The 19,611-nt window shown below is 38.4% G+C and carries 12 protein-coding genes; 11 read left to right on the plus strand and 1 reads right to left on the minus strand.

Annotated elements, in window-relative coordinates; translation table 11 throughout:
- Nucleotides 1-9 precede the first annotated feature (9 nt).
- Nucleotides 10-1,011: a tryptophan--tRNA ligase gene (gene trpS / locus GM418_RS11655; RefSeq protein ID WP_158866227.1), complete on the plus strand. Its 1,002-nt coding sequence runs from the start codon at nt 10-12 to the stop codon at nt 1,009-1,011.
- A 137-nt stretch (nt 1,012-1,148) separates the two neighbouring features.
- The gene (locus tag GM418_RS11660) at nt 1,149-1,481 is read left to right on the plus strand and encodes a potassium channel family protein (RefSeq protein ID WP_158866229.1); all 333 of its coding nucleotides are present in this window, start codon (nt 1,149-1,151) and stop codon (nt 1,479-1,481) included.
- A gap of 5 nt (nt 1,482-1,486) precedes the next feature.
- Here the strand turns inward: GM418_RS11660 and GM418_RS11665 are convergent, their stop codons facing one another.
- Nucleotides 1,487-2,503, minus strand: coding sequence for a LacI family DNA-binding transcriptional regulator (locus GM418_RS11665; protein WP_158866231.1), 1,017 nt, complete (start codon nt 2,501-2,503; stop codon nt 1,487-1,489).
- A gap of 259 nt (nt 2,504-2,762) precedes the next feature.
- Here GM418_RS11665 and GM418_RS11670 point away from each other — a divergent pair, with 259 nt between their 5' ends.
- From GM418_RS11670 to GM418_RS11710, 9 genes are all read left to right on the plus strand, one after another.
- A complete protein-coding gene (locus tag GM418_RS11670; RefSeq protein ID WP_158866233.1) occupies nt 2,763-4,577 on the plus strand; it encodes an arylsulfatase in 1,815 nt (604 codons plus the stop codon).
- Between the two features lie 26 nt (nt 4,578-4,603).
- A complete protein-coding gene (locus tag GM418_RS11675; protein WP_158866235.1) occupies nt 4,604-5,596 on the plus strand; it encodes a nucleoside hydrolase in 993 nt (330 codons plus the stop codon).
- Nucleotides 5,593-6,621: a nucleoside hydrolase gene (locus GM418_RS11680; RefSeq protein ID WP_158866237.1), complete on the plus strand. Its 1,029-nt coding sequence runs from the start codon at nt 5,593-5,595 to the stop codon at nt 6,619-6,621. Before GM418_RS11675 ends, GM418_RS11680 begins: the two co-directional genes overlap by 4 nt.
- A gap of 29 nt (nt 6,622-6,650) precedes the next feature.
- Complete coding sequence (rbsK, locus tag GM418_RS11685; RefSeq protein ID WP_158866239.1) at nt 6,651-7,562, plus strand: ribokinase; 912 nt, start codon at nt 6,651-6,653, stop codon at nt 7,560-7,562.
- A 29-nt stretch (nt 7,563-7,591) separates the two neighbouring features.
- Nucleotides 7,592-8,593, plus strand: a complete 1,002-nt coding sequence (locus GM418_RS11690) for a GRP family sugar transporter (RefSeq protein WP_158866241.1) — start codon at nt 7,592-7,594, stop codon at nt 8,591-8,593.
- A gap of 487 nt (nt 8,594-9,080) precedes the next feature.
- Nucleotides 9,081-13,010 (plus strand): two-component regulator propeller domain-containing protein, encoded by a 3,930-nt coding sequence (locus tag GM418_RS11695; protein WP_158866243.1) that lies wholly within the window; start codon nt 9,081-9,083, stop codon nt 13,008-13,010.
- Nucleotides 13,011-13,489: 479 nt separating this feature from the next.
- Nucleotides 13,490-16,510: a SusC/RagA family TonB-linked outer membrane protein gene (locus tag GM418_RS11700; protein ID WP_158866245.1), complete on the plus strand. Its 3,021-nt coding sequence runs from the start codon at nt 13,490-13,492 to the stop codon at nt 16,508-16,510.
- An 18-nt stretch (nt 16,511-16,528) separates the two neighbouring features.
- A complete protein-coding gene (locus tag GM418_RS11705; protein WP_158866247.1) occupies nt 16,529-18,085 on the plus strand; it encodes a RagB/SusD family nutrient uptake outer membrane protein in 1,557 nt (518 codons plus the stop codon).
- Nucleotides 18,086-18,158: 73 nt separating this feature from the next.
- Complete coding sequence (locus GM418_RS11710; RefSeq protein ID WP_158866249.1) at nt 18,159-19,610, plus strand: GH39 family glycosyl hydrolase; 1,452 nt, start codon at nt 18,159-18,161, stop codon at nt 19,608-19,610.
- Nucleotide 19,611 lies beyond the last annotated feature (1 nt).

Raw genomic sequence — 19,611 nt, forward strand, 5'->3', positions numbered from 1 at the left:
TTTTTTAAAATGAACAAACCGACAGTTTTAAGCGGAATACGTCCAACAGGGTATTTACATCTCGGAAATTACTTTGGTGCCGTGCGTAATTTTATTCGCATGCAGGATGATTTTAATTGTTTTTTCTTTATCGCTGATATACATTCATTAACAACACATCCAACGCCTGGTGATCTTCAGTCGGGGGTAAAGCAGGTTTTAGCAGAATATCTGGCTTGTGGAATTGATCCTGAAAAAGCAACCATTTTTATTCAAAGCGATGTTCCGGAAGTGGCCGAGTTGTATACTTTTCTGAATATGAATGCCTACCTGGGTGAATTGGAGCGGACGACTTCGTTTAAAGATAAAGCCCGCAAACAACCCGACAATGTTAACGCAGGTTTGCTTACTTATCCGGTTTTAATGGCTGCTGATATTATTATTCATAAAGCACATTTTGTTCCGGTTGGAAAAGACCAGGAGCAAAATCTGGAAATGGCGCGTAAATTTGCCAAACGTTTTAACCGGATGTATAAAAAAGAGGTGTTTCCGATTCCGCGTCCTTATACTTTTGATGGGAAAGACATGATAAAAGTTCCCGGATTGGACGGAAGCGGGAAGATGGGAAAGTCGGAAGGGAATGCGATTAATTTGTATGAAGACCCAAAATCAATTCGCAAAAAAGTAATGCGTGCAGTAACCGATTCCGGCCCAACAGAAATGAACCAGGAAAAACCTGAATCTGTGCAGAATTTGTTTACGCTGATGGAAATTGTTTCAACACCGGATACCCTCGTTCATTTTGATGAATTGTATAACAATTGCGAAATTCGTTATGGTGATATGAAAAAACAGCTGGCAGAGGATATTATTTCTTATACAGCGCCCATTCGCGAACGGATTATTGAAATTTTGGATGATAACGAATATTTGGCAAAAGTTGCTAAATTAGGAGCCGATAAAGCAAGGGAATCAGCTTCACGTACATTAAGAGAAGTAAAAGAAGTAATAGGCTTTAAAAGATTATTTTGATTATATCTATTCCCCAATAGATCTGGCCGGGCTGTTGCCCGGCTTTTTCGTTTATAGTATATTGTTGGGGAGTTTGTTTGCTCATAAGGCCTAAGAAATAGTTTTATGTTGTAAGCCGGAAAATAAAAAACTTAGCAATGTATCCATTAAAGTTATTCTTTGATTTTTTGAGAGATAAAACTTATCGCGGACTTGTGATTTCCACTTTTTCGGTTTTGGTTTCAGGCACTTTAGTATACCATTTTGTTGAAGGTTGGCGATGGCTCGATTCTGTTTATTTTTCTGTAATAACGCTGGCAACCGTTGGCTATGGAGATTTTTCACCTCAAACTGATTTTGGGAAAATTTTTACCATATTTTATGTGTTGACCGGAATTGGTATTTTATTTGGTTTTATAGATACTTTTTACAAGCATCGAATTTCAAAATTCGAAGAGTTGAAAGAAAAAAGAAAGAATAAATCAAAGTAGTTGCTTTAATTAATTCTTTTTATTGAGTCCCTCATTCTTATCGTTGGCCTTAAAAGAACCTGGCTGGTTTTTACTTCCTGCTTATTAATTTTTGAGATTAAAAACTTAACAGCGATTTTGCTTATATCGCTTACCGGCTGGGCAATACAAGAAAGCGGAGTAGCCAGGTAATCAAGATAGGGATGATCATCAAAGGTTATTAAAGAAATGTCGTCGGGCACTTTAATATTTTCTTCTTTCAAGGCTTTCATACAGCCCATGGCGATGGTATTGCTCAGGGTAAATACAGCAGTTGGGTGTTCTTTTTGTTGCAGCAAAAGTTTTGTTTCCAGGTATCCGTTTTGAAAAGTAAAATCATCTCCGACGATACTTTCACTTTCTAAGCCCGCCTTTTTCATTGTATCTGTAAAACCTTTAATTCTGAGTTTATTTGGCGTAGAATGTTGAACGCCCTGTATACAGGTTATTCGCGAGTGGCCGTTTTCAATCAGTTGCTTTGTGGCCATGGATGCCCCTGTATAATTGTCAGTGGAAACAAAAGGAATATCCAAGTTCTCAAAATACCTGTCAATACATACCACAGGCAATCCCTGCTCCTGAAGCGACTTGATATGTTCCCATTCATTTCCGCAGGGAACGATAATTAATCCCTCTATATTTCTGGCAATTAATTGCTGCAGTTCCATTTTTTCTGTTTCCGGGTTTTCGTCGCTGTCGCTTATAATGGTTGTGTAGTTTGATTTTCGTAATTCAGTATTTATTTCACTCGCAATTCCGGCAAAAAAAGGATTATTTAACGACGGAATAATTAAAGCCATTGTTCCGCTTTTGCCCGTTCTGAGGTTAGCGGCAAACTGATTAGGTGTGTAATGCAATTCTTTTGCTACCTCTTTAATTTTTTGCTGAGATTTTTTGCTAATCCGGTACTGTTCAGCCTTTCCGTTTAATACTCTCGACACTGTAGTGGTGGACAAGCCCGTTTTCTCCGCTATATCTGTTATGCTAATTTTTTGTTTTACCATAAAAATGTACAATCGTTTATTCAAATATGCATAATATTTCTGTGGTTTTAAAATGTGTAAGAAGATATATTTTAACGGGAATACTATTATGTTGTTGATATTTAGTATTTTGTGTCTGTTTGTGTGTTGGGGTTTCGGATTCTGTTATCGGGTTTATAAAAAAAATATGCGCAAACGATTGTTCAAATTGCTTTGTTTTTTTATGTTTGTAATGAATATACTGTCCTAAATCAAATTAACAAGTGGAATTCAGTTCATTATGAAGTGTCTAATCTTTATCAGTCTGATTTTATTTTTTTTCTCCGGATGGGTACAAAGTCAACGTCCCAATGTTGTAATTGTTTTAACCGACGATCAAGGCTATGGAGAATTTTCGTGCAATGGAAATCCTTTGGTTCACACCCCAAATATCGACAGGCTGGCTAAAGAAGGATTTCGTTTTACAGATTTTCATGTGGCCCCGATGTGCACTCCAACCCGCGGGGAATTATTAACCGGGCTCGACGCATTTAGAAATGGCGCTGTAAATGTAAGCAGTGGACGCACATTGCTAAGAGCCGACTTGCCAACGATGGCCAATGTCTTTAAAAAGGCGGGTTATGCTACTGCTGTATTTGGTAAATGGCATTTGGGAGATAACTATCCTTACCGCCCACAGGATAGGGGGTTTGATGAAACGTTGTGGTTTCCCTCTTCTCATATAAACAGTGTACCCGACTATTGGGACAACGATTACTTTGACGACATATATATGCATAACGGAAACAGAAAAGAATACAAGGGCTATTGTACCGATGTTTTTTTTGATGGGGCGATAAAGTGGATGTCGGAAAAGATTGATGAAAAGATTTCATATTTTATTTATCTTCCGTTAAACGCTTCTCATTCTCCACATTATGTTCCGGATAAGTACCGTGAGTCAATAAAAAGATCGATTAAAGAACATCCGGAAATTGTTAAACATCTTTCAGAATCGAAAAAGAAGGAGCTCGTTAGTTTTTTGGCAATGGGAAATAACATTGATGAAAATATCGGAAAACTCTACGAGTTTCTCGCGGATAACAATCAGCTTGAAAAAACGATAATTGTGTTTTTAACCGACAATGGCAGTACATTTGGAGCAGATTATTACAACGCGGGCATGAAAGGCCGAAAAACACAACTTTGGGAAGGTGGACATCGTGTGCCACTTTTTATCCGAACTCCTTCAAAAATCTGTAAAAGCCCGAAGACGATTGAGGAATTATGCCAGGTTCAGGATTTGTTGCCTACTTTGGCGGCCATGTCCGGGATTAAAGAAATTCCCAAAAATCTTGACGGGATGAATCTTTTTCCTTTAATGAATGGAGCAAAAGAGAATTTGGAGGAGCGGATGCTGGTGATCAATTACAGCCGGATGCCAAATTTTAAGGTAAAATATACGACTAAAAATCCTGCAATTCCGCAACGAGATGGCGCCGGTGTTCTATGGAAAAACTGGCGTTTGATAGAAAATCGCGAATTGTACAATATTGCAGCAGATCCACATCAAGACAAAGATGTTGCGTTGGAATATCCCGAAATTGTGCAGAAAATGAGAAATCACCTGAACAATTGGTGGGATGCTGTTAAAGATGAGGTTGCTGTAGTGCAACGCGTGGTTATTGGCAACGAACAGGAAAACCCAGCATTACTTACCGCCTGCGAGTGGTTGGATGTTTTTGTAGATCAGCAGAAGCAGGTTCGGTGGGGTGTAAAGAAGAATGGCGTTTGGCATGTTGCGGTACACCAGCCGGGAGAGTATCAGTTTGAATTGAGACGCTGGCCCCGGGAATCGGAAACCGCTTTGCAGGACGGCCTTCCTTTGAAAAAAGTAACAGATGGTTGGCTTGAAAAAGGAGTTCAATTGCCTGTTCGTTCAGCGAAGATCAGAATCGGGAACCGGGAGAAATCAAAAAAGATTACCAGTTCTGATAAAGAAGTAACATTTACAATGAATTTAAATCAAGGCGATACAAGTATCCAAACCTGGTTTTTCGACGAAAATAATAATGAAATTTGTGGAGCATATTATCTCTACGTAAAAAGAATCTGATATAAACCAATTAAAATGAAATGAAAATGAAAAAGATGTTCTTTCTGTTGTTTTTAATATTTCCAATTTTATTTGCTAACGGACAGGAATTTCCTGTGTTAAAGGAAACTTTCCGTTTGCAACAATTAACTCCGCCCACCGGGAAAGTAAGAATGATTTTGGATACCGATACTTACAACGAGGTGGATGACCAATTTGCTTTGGCGTATACCTATCTATCAAAAGAAAAAATAGATCTTCAGGCCGTTTATGCAGCTCCATTTCACAATGGCCGCTCTAACGGGCCGGGAGATGGAATGGAAAAGAGCTACCAGGAAATACTTCGTTTGTTAAAGCTTATGGGGAAATCGCCTGAAGGTTTTGCTTTTCGTGGCTCAGACAACTATTTGCAGGATGTAAATCAACCAATTAGGAGCGATGCCGCACTTGATTTGGTAAAAAAGGCAATGGCAAGTTCTCCCGACGATCCTTTATACGTTGTGCCGGTTGGTTGTATAACAAATATCGCATCGGCTATATTGATAGAACCCAAAATTATTAAAAACATTGTAGTTGTGTGGCTGGGGGGAAACGGATTGAACTGGCCGCATCAAAAGGAATTCAATCTGAAACAGGATGTATTGGCTGCACAGGTAGTTTTAAACTCAGGAGTACCATTTGTAATTATGCCATGCCGGCCTGTAGTTTCGCATTTTCATACAACAATTCCTGAATTGAAATATTATTTGGAGGGCAAGAACGAACTATCGGATTACTTGTACAACATTGTAGTTGAATACAGTCACGGGAAAGAAGCATGGTCAAAAGTGATCTGGGATGTTACTGCAGTAGCATGGCTGGTTAATTCATCATGGATTTCAACCAACCTGGTACATAGTCCCGTTTTAACTGACCAGGTAACATACAGCGTTGATCACGGGAGGCATTTTATCCGTATGGCGAATGAATTAAACCGCGATGCTATTTTCAGGGATCTGTTCACAAAAATAGCATCAAAAGATCTGATTCAAAAAAGATGAGCTACACAAAAACCAGTGCAAGTTTTATCCTCTCTTTTTTTATTGCTGCTATTTTAATTCAGGGATGTAATTCAAAAGAAAAGAGCTTAAAACAGGCGGAAAATAAATTTCAGAAACCACACATAATTTTTGATACTGATATTGGTGGTGATTACGATGATGTTGGCGCCCTGGCAATGATACATGCCCTGGCCGATAATGATGAAATAGAAATACTGGCAACCATAGCTTCAAATCTAAGTCCGTTAGTAGTTCCAAGTATCGATGTCATAAATACTTATTTTGGGCACCCAAATCTTCCGGTCGGAGCACCAAAAACTGAAGGTGTAGCACAGGATTGCGGAGAGCTGCATTGGTCCGATTCTTTGTCGGCAAATTACCCGCACCGGTATCAAAAAACTTCTGATGCGCCTGATGCTGTTGGTGTTTACCGTAAAATACTGGCCGAACAGCCCGACACAAGTGTAACAGTAGTGACCGTCGGTTTTTTAACCAACCTGAAAAATTTGTTGTTGTCCGGCCCCGACTCGTTTTCACCCTTAAACGGAAAAGACTTGGTGGCGAAGAAAGTAAAATTGTGGGTGGCAATGGCCGGCAAATTTCCGGAAGGAAAGGAATACAATGTAATGAAAGATTCAGCTTCATCGGTATATGTAATTGAAAACTGGCCGGGTAAAGTTGTGTTTAGCGGATTTGAAATAGGTGTTGAGGTTCTCACAGGATTAAGACTCGTTAAAGATGGAGCATCGGAAAGTCCTGTAAGGAAGGTGTATGCCATTAGTATTCCCAAAAGAGAATACGACAAAAATGGAAGAAGAAGTTGGGATCAGACAGCAGTTTTGGTAGCAGCGCGTGGAATTAGCCCTTATTTTGATGTGCAAAAAGGAAAGTTTATCGCACATGCCGATGGTAGCAACAGTTGGGTGGATGATCCAAATGGAAGACATGAGTATTTGTTGGAAAAAATGCCATCCGACTCTCTTGCTTATCAAATTGAAACGCTAATGATGCATACACCAAATTGATTTTTAAACCGTTAAAAAAACGTATCTAAATGAATAAAATCCTTGTTGTCGGGAGTTCCAACACCGACATGGTAATCAAGACCTCAAAATTTCCTGCGCCTGGTGAAACCATTCTTGGCGGCGATTTTTTTATGAATGCCGGGGGAAAAGGAGCCAATCAGGCTGTCGCCGCAAAGCGGCTTGGTGGAAATGTTTCTTTTCTTGGCAAAATAGGGGATGATATATTTGGAAAACAGGCGCTTCAAAATTTGAAAGACGATGGAATCGATGTTGAACCGGTTCGTATTAACAAAGATAATCCCAGCGGAATAGCATTAATTACTATCGATGCAAAAGGTGAAAATTCAATTGTTGTTGCACCAGGCGCCAACGAAACCTTATTGCCTGAAGATATCGACGAGAAAATTAATGAAATTGAATCTTCAGATTTTATTCTGCTTCAACTCGAAATCCCTCTTTCTACAGTAAACTATATTACCGAAATTGCTTCAGGAAAAGGGAAAAAAGTAGTACTTAACCCTGCGCCGGCTGATAAATTGTCGGATGCTTTATTAGTTAATCTTTATATGCTCATTCCAAATGAAACGGAAGCTGAGTTGTTGACCGGGATTTGTGTAAAAGATGAAAAAACTGCGGAACAGGCAGCGCAGTATTTAAAAAACAAAGGAGTACAAATCGTGATCATAACTATGGGTTCAAAAGGCGCTTTTGTTTTGAGTGACGAGTTTAAAGGAATGATTGAAGCACCCGAAGTTACAGCAGTTGATACCACATCAGCCGGAGATACCTTTTGCGGTGCTTTGGTTGCAAAATTGAGCAACGGAATAAATTTAAAGAAAGCTATTGAGTTTGCTACTGCTGCCGCTGCTATTTGTGTAACAAGAATGGGAGCGCAGATGTCGATACCTTCTGAAAAAGAAGTGAGTGAATTTTTTAACTAAATCAAAAATAACAACTAAATCGAATCATTATGTTTATCGTAAATAGTTATTTTCTGGCAATTGTTTTTTGTTTTATAACCATGCTTTGCTGGGGGTCGTGGGGCAATACGCAAAAATTGGCCGGGAAAACCTGGCGCTACGAGCTTTTTTACTGGGATTATGTAATCGGTGTTCTTTTACTTTCTCTATTTTTTGCTTTTACTCTTGGAAGTATCGGCGAAAACGGACGTGGATTTGTAGTTGATTTGGCTCAGGCTGATTGGAAAAATATTGGAAGTGCATTTTTGGGAGGAGTAATTTTTAATGCAGCAAATATTTTGCTGTCAACAGCTATTGCAATTGCCGGAATGTCGGTGGCTTTTCCCGTGGGAATCGGTCTGGCACTGGTTTTGGGGGTGATTATAAACTATCTGGGCTCACAAAAAGGTGACCCGGTTTTTCTTTTTCTAGGCGTTGGATTAATTACTATTGCTATTATTTTAAATGCTGTAGCGTTTAAAAAAGCGTCTTCAGGAAATCAAAAGGTAACTACAAAAGGAATTCTTGTTTCTGTGCTTGCCGGTGTATTAATGTCGTTCTTTTATCGTTTTGTAGCAGCATCAATGGATTTGGATAATTTCGTTAATCCTGCCCAGGGAATGATGACTCCGTATACAGCATTTGTTATTTTTTCTCTCGGTGTTTTTATTAGTAACTTTTTGTTTAATACTATTTTAATGAGAAAACCCATAAGTGGCGAGCCTGTAAAATATAAAGCCTATTTTAACGGGAAAATGTCGATTCACTGGATGGGTATTTTGGGCGGAATAATCTGGGGGATTGGAAATTCGTTAAATCTTATCGCTGCGGGTAAGGCCGGGGCTGCTATTTCCTACGGACTGGGACAGGGGGCAACACTGGTGGCAGCTTTATGGGGTGTTTTTATCTGGAAGGAATTTAAAAATTCACCCAAAAGCACAAACGGACTTCTTACATTAATGTTTGTCTTGTTTGTTGCCGGAATCATTTCAATTATTTATGCCGGACAGTGAAAACTAAATTTCTACACATAAATTCTAAAAGTGCATTTTATCGTTTGTGTTGAATAATTCCTTAAAAAAGGTTACTCCTTTGATTGTATTATGGAGAGAAAGCTGATAAACAGAATTGTTACTTTTAATCAAATCATTCACTGAGGCTTTGCCTCGGGGTTACCTTATATTCTCCCCTGATTTCAGGGGAGATTTCATCGGCCAGATGGTGGATGACAGAGGGGTGAAATAAAGAAAACCTGACTTTTCTGCAATGTTGTTGAAAATAAAGTTCGCGAAATACTTCTTGGCTCTGCCACGGGATAGTCAACTTTAAGGATTTTTTTTATTGCTGTAAAATTCTGTGTTGAAAAAATTGATGTTTAATTGGGTATTTTTTTACATTCGTCTTGTGAAACTAATGCTAATTAAATATCACCTGTCTATTCTTTTCCTTATTTCAGTCAAGTTTTGTTTTGCTCAAAATACACAATTTCGAAATCTTACCATGGCCGACGGCTTATCCCATTCCATTGTGTATTCAATCGGGCAGGATAAATACGGGTTTATGTGGATTGGGACAGGAAACGGATTAAACATTTACGACGGGGTTCGTTTTAAACAATTTTTTTTTGATGCTGACGACCAGCACACGATTCCTTCGAATTATGTAGAAGATTTTTTATTTGAAGATGATTCGGTGTTGATTGCAACAGGGGCAGGCTTGTGTAAAATGGATGTGCAGTCAAAAAAATGCAGAAGGATTGATTTGGGGGGATATAGACAGGTTCGTACCATTTATAAAGATCCGGAGCCGGGTATTTACTGGGTTGGCACCCAAACCGGTTTAATTAAATATAACTCAAAAACAGAAAGTTATCAGGAGTTTAATACGTCAAACAGTAATATAAGCCAAAACATAGTTCGGGCTATTTATAAAGACAAAGATGAAAACTTATGGATTGGTACTTTCGATAAACTAAATAAATTACCAAAAGGGTCTGCCGTATTTACAACAATTGATATGAAGTTGGATTACCGTCCTTCCATCAAAAATAACCTGACCATGAGTCTCCTTCCATTTGATGAAAATAACGATTCATTATTATGGATTGGTACACAAACAGGCTTAGTTTTATATAACCGGTTTACCAACGAGAAAAAATTTTTCAGGGAAGAAAATTCAAATCTTACCAATTCGGCAACCAAAGACATTTTAAAATCGCGTGACGGACAACTTTGGATGGGAACCGATTTTGGACTGGGTGAAATGAATCCGGATTTTGACATTAAGATTCATGTTCACGACCCTTTTAATTCTAATTCTTTGACAAACAGCATCGTTTGGGATATCTTTGAAGATAATTCCGGTGCGCTTTGGTTTGGTACAAACAACGGATTGAGCATACTTTCAAAAACAAATAACCGGTTTCGATTTTATCCCATGTCTTTTACCCGCGAGAATAATATAGCGGGTTACGAAATTAGAAGCGTTGTTGAAGATTCCGGTGAAAATCTTTTGCTTGGGACTCAATATGGATTTGTAACATTTCATCCGAAAAAGGGTATCGTTCAGGCGTTTAATTCTGAACAACCTGAGCCAAGAAAATTATCGATTAATGGCGCAAAATGTTTATTGAAAGACAAAAAAGGAAGGATTTGGATGGGAACCAATGGCGGCATAAATATTTGGGATCCTTATCATAAAAAAATGGAAAAATATACCGCTGATTTTAATTCGTTGAGTGGATTGAGAACCAATTATATTACCCAGTTTTTTGAACTTAAGGATGGTACAATTTTGGTAAATACTTTTGCTGGTCTTCATAAAGCTGAAGAGGTAAACGGCACTTTTAATTTCCGGTTTTTGGTTGATATGGGATTGAATTTGTATAAAGGCGAAGATAATTTGTATAGTTGCCGCGGAACTGTTTTGTATAAAATTGATTTACAAACTTTTGAAGGGACCAGCGAAATTGACTTTCAATTAGCAAACGAAAATTCCAGGATATATACAATCTTTTCGGCTGACAACAAAACCATCTGGCTGGGATTAAAAAATGGTATAATCAAATACAACATTTCAACAAAAGAATATTCCTGTTTTGAAATTAAATCAAATCAAAATTACCCGTTAATAAATATTTTAGCAGATGAACAGGGAACAATTTGGGCATCATCGTATTCCGCAATCATAAAATTTACACCCGAAACCGGTAGTTTTGAAATTTACCCCAGTGGAAATGAAATACCAATTAACAGGTTTATTGAAAACTGTAATCTGAAATGTGAAAATGGCGATCTGATTTTTGGAGGACATGATGGTTTTATCCGGTTAAATCCAAAAGACATCAAAAAAATTGATACTGTTTTTCCCGTTGTACTCACAGAACTGCAAGTAAGCAATCAGAAAATTATTCCGGGTCAACTGTACAACGACAAAAGAATATTGGGGAAAGACATCTCGTTTACACATCAGCTTGAACTGAATTATTCTGATCGTTCATTTTCGCTTGAATTCACAACACTTCAGTTCGACGAGCGAGACGGGATACGCTATGCATATAAACTGGAAAATGCAGATCCGGACTGGAATTATATTAATGGAGCAGCAGGAAATGCAATTTACTCAAATTTGCGACCCGGGGCCTATAAATTCAGATTGAGAGGTACAAACAATCATGGTGTTTGGAATAAAGCCGAAACAACCCTGGATATCAGAATAAAAGCTCCGCTATGGGCCAGTCCTTTATTTATAACTTTGTATATTATTTTAATTATTGGAGTAACCTGGACTATTATCTATTATTATACAAACAGGTTAAAAATGAAAGGTGAGCTGAAATTAATTCGTGTGGAGAAGGAGTATACCGATAACCTGACAAAGGCTCGCCAACAGTTTTTTACAAATATTGCTCACGAGTTTAAAACTCCGCTCAGTTTGATAATTGGCCCCGTTGAGAAGCTTCTTAAAAATAAAAATCTCGATGCCGGTGGGAAAAAATATGCAAATTTAATCGAAAACAATGCCCGTCGTTTATTGTGGTTAAATAACCAGTTAATTGATTTCAGACTGCTGGAAAACAAAACGTTAAAAATGCGGATAAGCAGGTTTGATATTGTTGAATTTACCAGGAATGTTTATTTGTTGTTTACGGATAAAGCAGAAAGAAAAAATATTGAATTTTTATTTCATTCTGAGTTTGACCATTTGGAAGTTTATATGGATCTGCGAAAAATTGAAACTATCTTATTCAATTTATTTTCCAATGCTTTTAAGTTTACACCCGAAAATGGAAAAATAGATGTTTCAATTACTGGTGGTGAAACAGCGTCAGAACAAAAATTCCGGATTTTGGTAAGCGATTCCGGGATTGGTATTTCCAGTGAAGATCAACAAAAGGTTTTTAACCGTTTTTACCAGGCAAACGATGCCTTGAAAATGAACCGAGGCTCTGGGATAGGACTAACCCTGGTTATGGAATATGTTAAAATGCACGGTGGTGAAGTTGATTTGAAAAGTGAACCCGGCAGTGGTTCTCAATTTTCGATATGCCTGCCTGTAAATAATAATTACCGGGAAGAAGGTTTGATATCAGAAAAACAAGGCTTGGATACCATTTTAAAGCTACCCAAAGAAGAAGCACTGGATGAGAGCCTGGAGGCAAATTATTTTGCCAACGGAAAACCAAATATTTTGCTGGTTGAAGACGACACTGAAATAGTTGATTTTATAAAAGCGAGTTTAAGAGAAAAATACAATGTCGAGGTCGCTTTAAATGGAAAAGAAGCACTGCAAATGGTAATGCTTAGAGAACCCGATCTCGTAATCAGCGACATCGTAATGCCGGTAATGGATGGAATTGAATTCACTAAAAAATTCAAAAACAATCCCAAAACTTTACATATCCCTTTGATTCTGCTAACAGGACAGTCGGAGGCCGAAAAGCAACTGGAAGGATTAAAGAGTGGTGCCGATGCGTATATAACTAAGCCCTTTGATATAGAACTTCTTGAGGTGCGAATTGAAAACTTCCTGAAAAGGAAAGAGCAACTTAAAGCGTATTTGCGCCTCGATGAAATAGTGACTCCCCAAAAAGTAAGCATCGCATCACAAGACGAAAAAGTACTTGAAAAGATTGTAAACTGTATCGAGAATAATATATCGGATTCGGACTTTAACATTGCAAAACTTTCGCAACAAACAGGGATTTCGTCCAATGCTTTATATCGGAAAATTAAGAATTTAACGGGGCAAACCACGAATGAATTTATTCGAACGGTTCGAATCCGGCGGGCAGAGCAACTTTTGCGCACTAAAAAGTTTACAGTATCAGAAGTGATGGATCAAACAGGATTTTCGAACCGTTCTTATTTTTCAAAATGTTTCAGAAAATTGTATGGAATGGCTCCCAGGGAATATATCGACCGTGTTTAAACCGGTAAAATTTATTTCTTCAGTCCTTTTTTCAGAAATAATTTCCTCCCTTTTATCAGAAAAATAATCTTTTCTTTTTTATTTCTGCGAATAAATATACAGTGAGCTGATTCTCTGGTTTTTATGATATTGTATCGTCAAATTTGTGTCCGGAAACCGGCAAATTTGTTGCTGTTTTTAGAGAGAAATGATGTCAGTTTTATAAAAATTCCGTCCCGCCAGACCCACTCATTCCGGATAAGTTTGTATCATAAAATTAAACCGATGAAACAAATTTTGAATAAACACAAAGTTGTATTTTCTGTCCTCATCATTTTGCTGGCAATCGTTGTTTTTCTGTTGCTTAAATCAATATTTGTTTTTGTGTGAAAGAAAATTGAATCAAAAAGAGATTTTATGATAAATAAATTGTCTTTGCTAAAATTTATATCAATCAACAGATAATTAAAAGTTTCTAACTAAATCAAAATTAATCAAGTATGAAAAAATTCATTCAAATTTTGTTATTAAGTTTTGGGCTGCTGGGTGTATTTTTTGCTCAGGCTCAAACGATCACTGTGTCCGGGAAAGTTACCGACAGCTATGGTGTGAGTTTACCCGGCGTAAATGTGGTAATTAAAGGTACGACCACAGGCACAACTACCAATATCGATGGGAGATATTCCTTGTCTGGTGTCAGTTCTAATTCAACCCTTATTTTTTCATTTATTGGGTTTAGCACAATTGAGGTTCCGGTGGAGGGGCAATCAACTATCGGTGTGTCATTGAAGGAAGATGTAATTGGAATTGAAGAAGTGGTTGCTATTGGTTACGGAACAATGAAAAAGAGTGATTTAACCGGTTCAGTGGTTTCAGTAAAATCAGAAGATTTGGTTGAACGTCCCAGTGCTAATTTAGGACAGGCACTGCAGGGGAAAGCATCCGGAGTATTGGTTCGTACTACTTCTTCTGCTCCGGGCGGAGGTGTTTCAATTACCATCAGGGGGCATAACTCTGTTAACAGTGGATCTCAGCCACTTTATATTGTTGACGGTGTTCCGCTAAGCAATATCAATACAATTCCCGTGGAAGATATTGAGTCAATTGAAGTGCTTAAAGATGCTTCATCAACAGCTATTTATGGATCGAGGGGAGCAAACGGTGTAATTCTGGTCACCACAAAAAAAGGAAGCAAAGGTGGAAAACCACAAATAATGTATAGTTCGCGATTCACTTTCGAAACTATTCCAGGCGATTTAAACTTGATGAATGGTGAAGAATTCGCTACTTTTTATTCAGAGTGGGAACTGGCAACCGACCCCGGTTTGGATCCGGCAGATGTATGGTATAACGGCTCGTCATACGACCGGCCACTTCCTTCCGAAGTAGGTGAGGGAACCGATTGGTTTGATGCAATAACTCGCACAGGTATGGTGCAAAATCACTTAATTTCGGTTAATGGGGGAAGCGATAAAAGCACCTATGCTATGTCGGTAAGTTATCTCAATCATAAAGGTTTAATGATTTCAGGGCAGTATGATCGTATTAACATTAAATCTGCTATTTCCAGCGAAATAACCAGTTGGTTGGATACTGGTCTTGATCTTTTTCTGAGTCATAACATAGAAGCCAACTCAGGCGAAAATACAAGTATGGAAGGCAGGGGAGGAATTATAAATCAGGCAATCAAAATGTCGCCTGCTTTACCAATTTATACCGAAGATGGTGATTATCAGATCAACAACCTGCCGGCAACTCAAACATTGGAAAATCCTGTTGCCCAGGCAAAAGAGCAGGAAAACTATCAGAGGATGAACAGGGCATTCGGAAACATTTATCTGAATGTGAAGCCTGTTAAGGATTTGTCGGTAAAATTTAGCATTGGTGGTGATATCAGAAACCGCAAAAACTACTACTACGATCCAACAACAACTCAGTATGGAAGATTGTCAAATGGTAATGCCAGCTTAAATATTCAAGACAATTCATACATAATTAATGAAAATATTGCTACATATAAAAAGGAGTTTGGTATTCATCGTTTCGATATTGTTGGTGGCTTTACTTATGAGCAAGAGGTTTATGAAAGGCTGGGAGCAAGTGCGACCGATTTTTTTACCGATGCTTATTTATACAATAATCTGGCTGCCGCAACTACCTACGGAACACCACAATCAAACAAAACCAAGTGGTCGTTGGCTTCTGGGTTGGGTAGGATTAATTATGTATTGGCTGATAAATATCTTTTCACAGTAACGGGAAGATATGATGGTAGTTCGAGGTTTGGAGAAGGAAATAAATGGGGATTCTTTCCTTCTGTAGCTGGCGCATGGCGCGTTTCAGAAGAAGAGTTTGCACAAGGATTGGACTGGTTGTCTTATGGAAAATTAAGAGCGAGCTGGGGAGAAACCGGCAACCAGAATATTGGCCTGTATAATTCAATGGCGACTTTTGGTTTGGCTAATTATCCTATTGGTAATCAAATTGTTTCAGGTGTGGCAGCCAGCCGTTTGGCAAATCCTGATTTAAAATGGGAGACAACACAAACACTGGATATTGGTATGGATATCGGTTTGTTTAACCGTCTTACTTTTAACGTTGACTATTATTTCAAAAAAACACTCGATTTATTGCTAGGTGTTTCACTCATCGAAACATCGGGTTTTAATTCTACAACAATGAATACCGGAGAACTTGAAAACGAGGGTTGGGAGTTTTCGTTGGATGCACAGGTTGTCGATCGCGAAGTAAAATGGAATACTTCGGCAAGTATCTTTTTGAACAGAAACCGAATTACAAAATTATCGGATCCTACACAAGATTGGAAAATAGGATATCCAACTGGTGCAGACAGGGGTTATGTTGTTGATGGAATAATTCGGGATCAGGCCGATTTAGATGCTTATAGCGACCCGGAGGGAGTGCCTATAAGTGGAGCACAAATTGGCGATTATCGCAGAGTTGATACAGATGGCGATTACAAAATAACGGGAGAAGATCAGGTTATAATCTTTAATCCCGAACCCGATTTTTCGTTCAGTATGAACAATGAAATAACCTGGAAAAACTTTACTCTTAGTATGTTTTTGTATGGGAACTATGGAGGACAAATTAAAAATGAAACCAAAGGTTACATGACTAATTTATTGAATGTCAGGAACAATATGTCGCGCGAATTATTGTCAATTGATAATGGAGTCATTACACGGAATTTCTGGACAGCTGAAAATACCGATTCAAAATATGCTAAACTTGGCGCTCAACCTCAGGGATATATAAATATTGAAGATGGTAGCTTTTTGCGCATTCAAAATGTAATGCTTTCATATAATTTGCCGCTTGAAAATATCTTTACTCAATCGAGCATCTATTTCAGCGTTCAAAATCTTGCTACATTCACAAAATACACAGGGTGGGATCCTGATGTAAGTTCTGTAAACAGCAATACTGATTATGGTATCGACCGTGCATCGCATCCGGTGCCTAGAAGTTTTACCATGGGATTAAACATTACTTTTTAACAGATTAAAATTACAGAAATGAAAAAGTTAATATATCTTCTAATAGTAATAATAATATTTGGAGCTTGTGATTCATTAGTTGAAGAAGAAGTATACTCAACCATAACTCCAAACAATTTTTTTCAAAGCGAAAGAGACGTTACAACTGCCCTTGTTGGTGTTTACGACGGAATCCAGGATCTGAATATTTGGTGGCGATTATTTTACACAAGCGAGTGTATTGGTGGTTTAATGAGACACAACTGGAGCCCCTGGGCGGAATCGATGGTTTACGAGGATGATCAGGGTGACATATGGAATTTATGGTACAGGCATTACGATGCAATTAGCAGGGCAAATGCCGTTTTGGGAGCATTGGAAGGTTCAACGCTCGATGATGCCATTAAAAGCAGGTACGAAGCAGAAGTAAAGTTTATCCGGGCATACGCATACTTTAATCTGGTAAGGATGTTTGGTCAAATTCCATTGGTTACAAAATCACCCGAAAGTTTAAACGATGTTTTAGCACCCGATTCCACCAACGTGGAAGCATTTGAAAGTGAGTTTCTCAAACAAAGAGAACGAGACGATATTTATGATTTTATTGTAGAAGATTTAAAATTTGCTGAATTGAATCTTCCTTCAAATGTTACGGAAAGTGATGCAGGAAGAGTATCAAGTGGTGCTGCTTCGGGAATGCTGGCAAGGGTTTATCTGGCGATGGCAGGTAAGCAATATGACTATAATTCAGGACAGTTGGTTGACGGTGACGCAAGCTTGTATGGCGATGTCGCTCAGCAATGCGAGAAGGTAATTGCGGCGGGTAACTACGATTTATTGCAGGACTACCCGTCAATTTATGAGGTGGCTAACAATGAAGAAATCCTGTTTTCTATTCAGTATCTTGAATCAGCGGTTGCCGGGGTAACCGGAGAAGGAAACCAGATAGTGGCCAGAACAGGTGTACGCGGGGCAACAGACTACACGCCTTATTCATGGCTTCAATGTTCGGTTAACGAAACATTCTGGGAGGACTTTATCGCAAATAACACTAAAAACGATAACCGCTACATGCGTACATTTCTGGAGTACTATGTAAGTGCAAATGGTGATACGGTTTGGAACGGTTCCTCGAATACTTTCAAAAGACCTCATGTAAGAAAATTTCTAACTGATGTTGGTCCTGAAACAAGTGCACAAAACGCAACCGATTACGGTGCAGACTGGATTGTACTCCGCTATGCCGACGTTTTATTAATGCATTCTGAAGCATTGAACGAAGCCGGCTCAACACCCGATGCAAATACAATTAAAGGAATAAATGAAGTACTGGATAGAGCGGGTCAACCTGCAATTGAACTTCCAATATCAAAAGACGAACTCAGAGAGCGGATATGGCAGGAACGAAAATGGGAACTTTGTTTTGAAGGCCTGCACTATTTTGATTGCCAGAGAACAGGCAGATTGCTTGAGGAATTTACGCTTAATGTAAATCCCGCACGCAAGGCAGATGCAACACTAAGAAATTATATTTATCCAATCCCTTTTAACGCAAGGGAAGCCAATCCAAGTCTGAAACAAAATGCGGGTTGGTAGTTTAGTTTAGTTTGTTAGAAAATGAAGAGGGGTATCAGTCCCCTCTTCTTAACCTAAAATTGGCCATTTGAAAATGAATGTTATTTTATACGTAATGCTTTTTCTGTTTCTGGGGTGTCAGAAATCAGATATAGGAGAAAGTACTCAAAATGAACCGGATGTAAATGATATCAAAATTGATATTTCAAAAACGATTAAAAAAGTCACGGCAAAGCCGGCTGGTGTTGTTGCTTGTTGGCTAATGGATTCTGATATAGAACGTTCCCCTGAAATTTCATTTGCGGATGCAATGAAAGACATGGGGGTAAAATTTATTCGGTTTCCATACGGACACCTGGCAGATAACTACCTCTGGGATGCAGACGGAGACTGGGGCAATAAGCTTACACCCAAAGTGGCCAGTTTTTCACAGGCCCCCGGTGAATGGGACTGGGCGGTAGATCAATCTTCCGGCGAGTTTATTAAAGACATGGATTTTGATGAATATATTTCCATTTGTCGCGAAGTTGGCGCCGAACCTATGGTCGTAATTAATATTTTTTCTTTTACATACGAAAACGGCCCTTCCTACGAATATCTTAAAGAAACGGCTGTTGAGTGGGTTCGATATGCCAATATAACAAAAGAGTATAGTGTAAAACGATGGGCCATTGGAAACGAAGTGGATCATCATTCTGATTTGATTTCACTTGAAGAATATAAAACCATTTATGCCGATTTTGCTCAGGCGATGAAAGAGGTGGATCCATCTATTATGGTTGGTCCCGGATTACTTGGAAACTGGCATGCCGAGGTGTTAAATTATGCCCCTGAACTTATCGATTTTATTTGTGTGCATAATTATTTATACAAATACGAATGGCGAAATCAGGATTACGAGGGCTGGAAAAACAGTACTGACATTTTGGTGAATAACGTTGAAAAATGCCAGAATGCCGTAAATAACTCTGCTGTTCCGGAGATCGAGATACATGTAACGGAATTAAATTCGCGTCCCTGGAAAGATAAATCAGATAATGATGATATTTTCAGAGCGCTTGCATACGGTGAAATGGTATTAAATGCGTGTTGTTTCGAAGATGTAAAAGCGACCTATGTTTGGAACACACACGGACCCTGGAACGGACCAGATGAAAATCAGCCATATAATATTCTTGATATGGACAATAATCGGGAACCCCGGGGAGATATAACCAAATTAATCAATGAAAACGTGTTGGATTATTTTATTGATTTTCCTCACAAAAACGATTTTATAAGATCATACGCAACTGTTAGCGAAGATCTGGAGGTCCTCAAAATCCTTGTAATCAATAAAAACAACAAATCAGAAACAGTTGATATCGAAATCCTCGGGTTTGAGCCGGATTTTATTGATTCATTTGTAGAATATTCAGGAACAAATCCATATGACGAGAGTCCTGTTTTTTCAACTTCCAAAGATATTGACATAGAGCAAAACAAGGTTAAATTGGATTTAAAAGCTATATCATTTTCAGTTATAACTTTAAAAAGGAAAAACTAAC

It is taken from the genome of Maribellus comscasis (assembly GCF_009762775.1).
Lineage (GTDB): Bacteria > Bacteroidota > Bacteroidia > Bacteroidales > Prolixibacteraceae > Draconibacterium > Draconibacterium comscasis.

Excerpts from the sequence above, each read along its gene's own strand:
- trpS (WP_158866227.1), top strand. The coding sequence starts at position 10 with ATGAACAAACCGACAGTTTTAAGCGGAATACGTCCAACAGGGTATTTA.
- GM418_RS11660 (WP_158866229.1), top strand. The coding sequence starts at position 1,149 with ATGTATCCATTAAAGTTATTCTTTGATTTTTTGAGAGATAAAACTTAT.
- GM418_RS11665 (WP_158866231.1), bottom strand. The coding sequence starts at position 2,503 with ATGGTAAAACAAAAAATTAGCATAACAGATATAGCGGAGAAAACGGGC.
- GM418_RS11670 (WP_158866233.1), top strand. The coding sequence starts at position 2,763 with ATGAAGTGTCTAATCTTTATCAGTCTGATTTTATTTTTTTTCTCCGGA.
- GM418_RS11675 (WP_158866235.1), top strand. The coding sequence starts at position 4,604 with ATGAAAAAGATGTTCTTTCTGTTGTTTTTAATATTTCCAATTTTATTT.
- GM418_RS11680 (WP_158866237.1), top strand. The coding sequence starts at position 5,593 with ATGAGCTACACAAAAACCAGTGCAAGTTTTATCCTCTCTTTTTTTATT.
- rbsK (WP_158866239.1), top strand. The coding sequence starts at position 6,651 with ATGAATAAAATCCTTGTTGTCGGGAGTTCCAACACCGACATGGTAATC.
- GM418_RS11690 (WP_158866241.1), top strand. The coding sequence starts at position 7,592 with ATGTTTATCGTAAATAGTTATTTTCTGGCAATTGTTTTTTGTTTTATA.
- GM418_RS11695 (WP_158866243.1), top strand. The coding sequence starts at position 9,081 with ATGGCCGACGGCTTATCCCATTCCATTGTGTATTCAATCGGGCAGGAT.
- GM418_RS11700 (WP_158866245.1), top strand. The coding sequence starts at position 13,490 with ATGAAAAAATTCATTCAAATTTTGTTATTAAGTTTTGGGCTGCTGGGT.
- GM418_RS11705 (WP_158866247.1), top strand. The coding sequence starts at position 16,529 with ATGAAAAAGTTAATATATCTTCTAATAGTAATAATAATATTTGGAGCT.
- GM418_RS11710 (WP_158866249.1), top strand. The coding sequence starts at position 18,159 with ATGAATGTTATTTTATACGTAATGCTTTTTCTGTTTCTGGGGTGTCAG.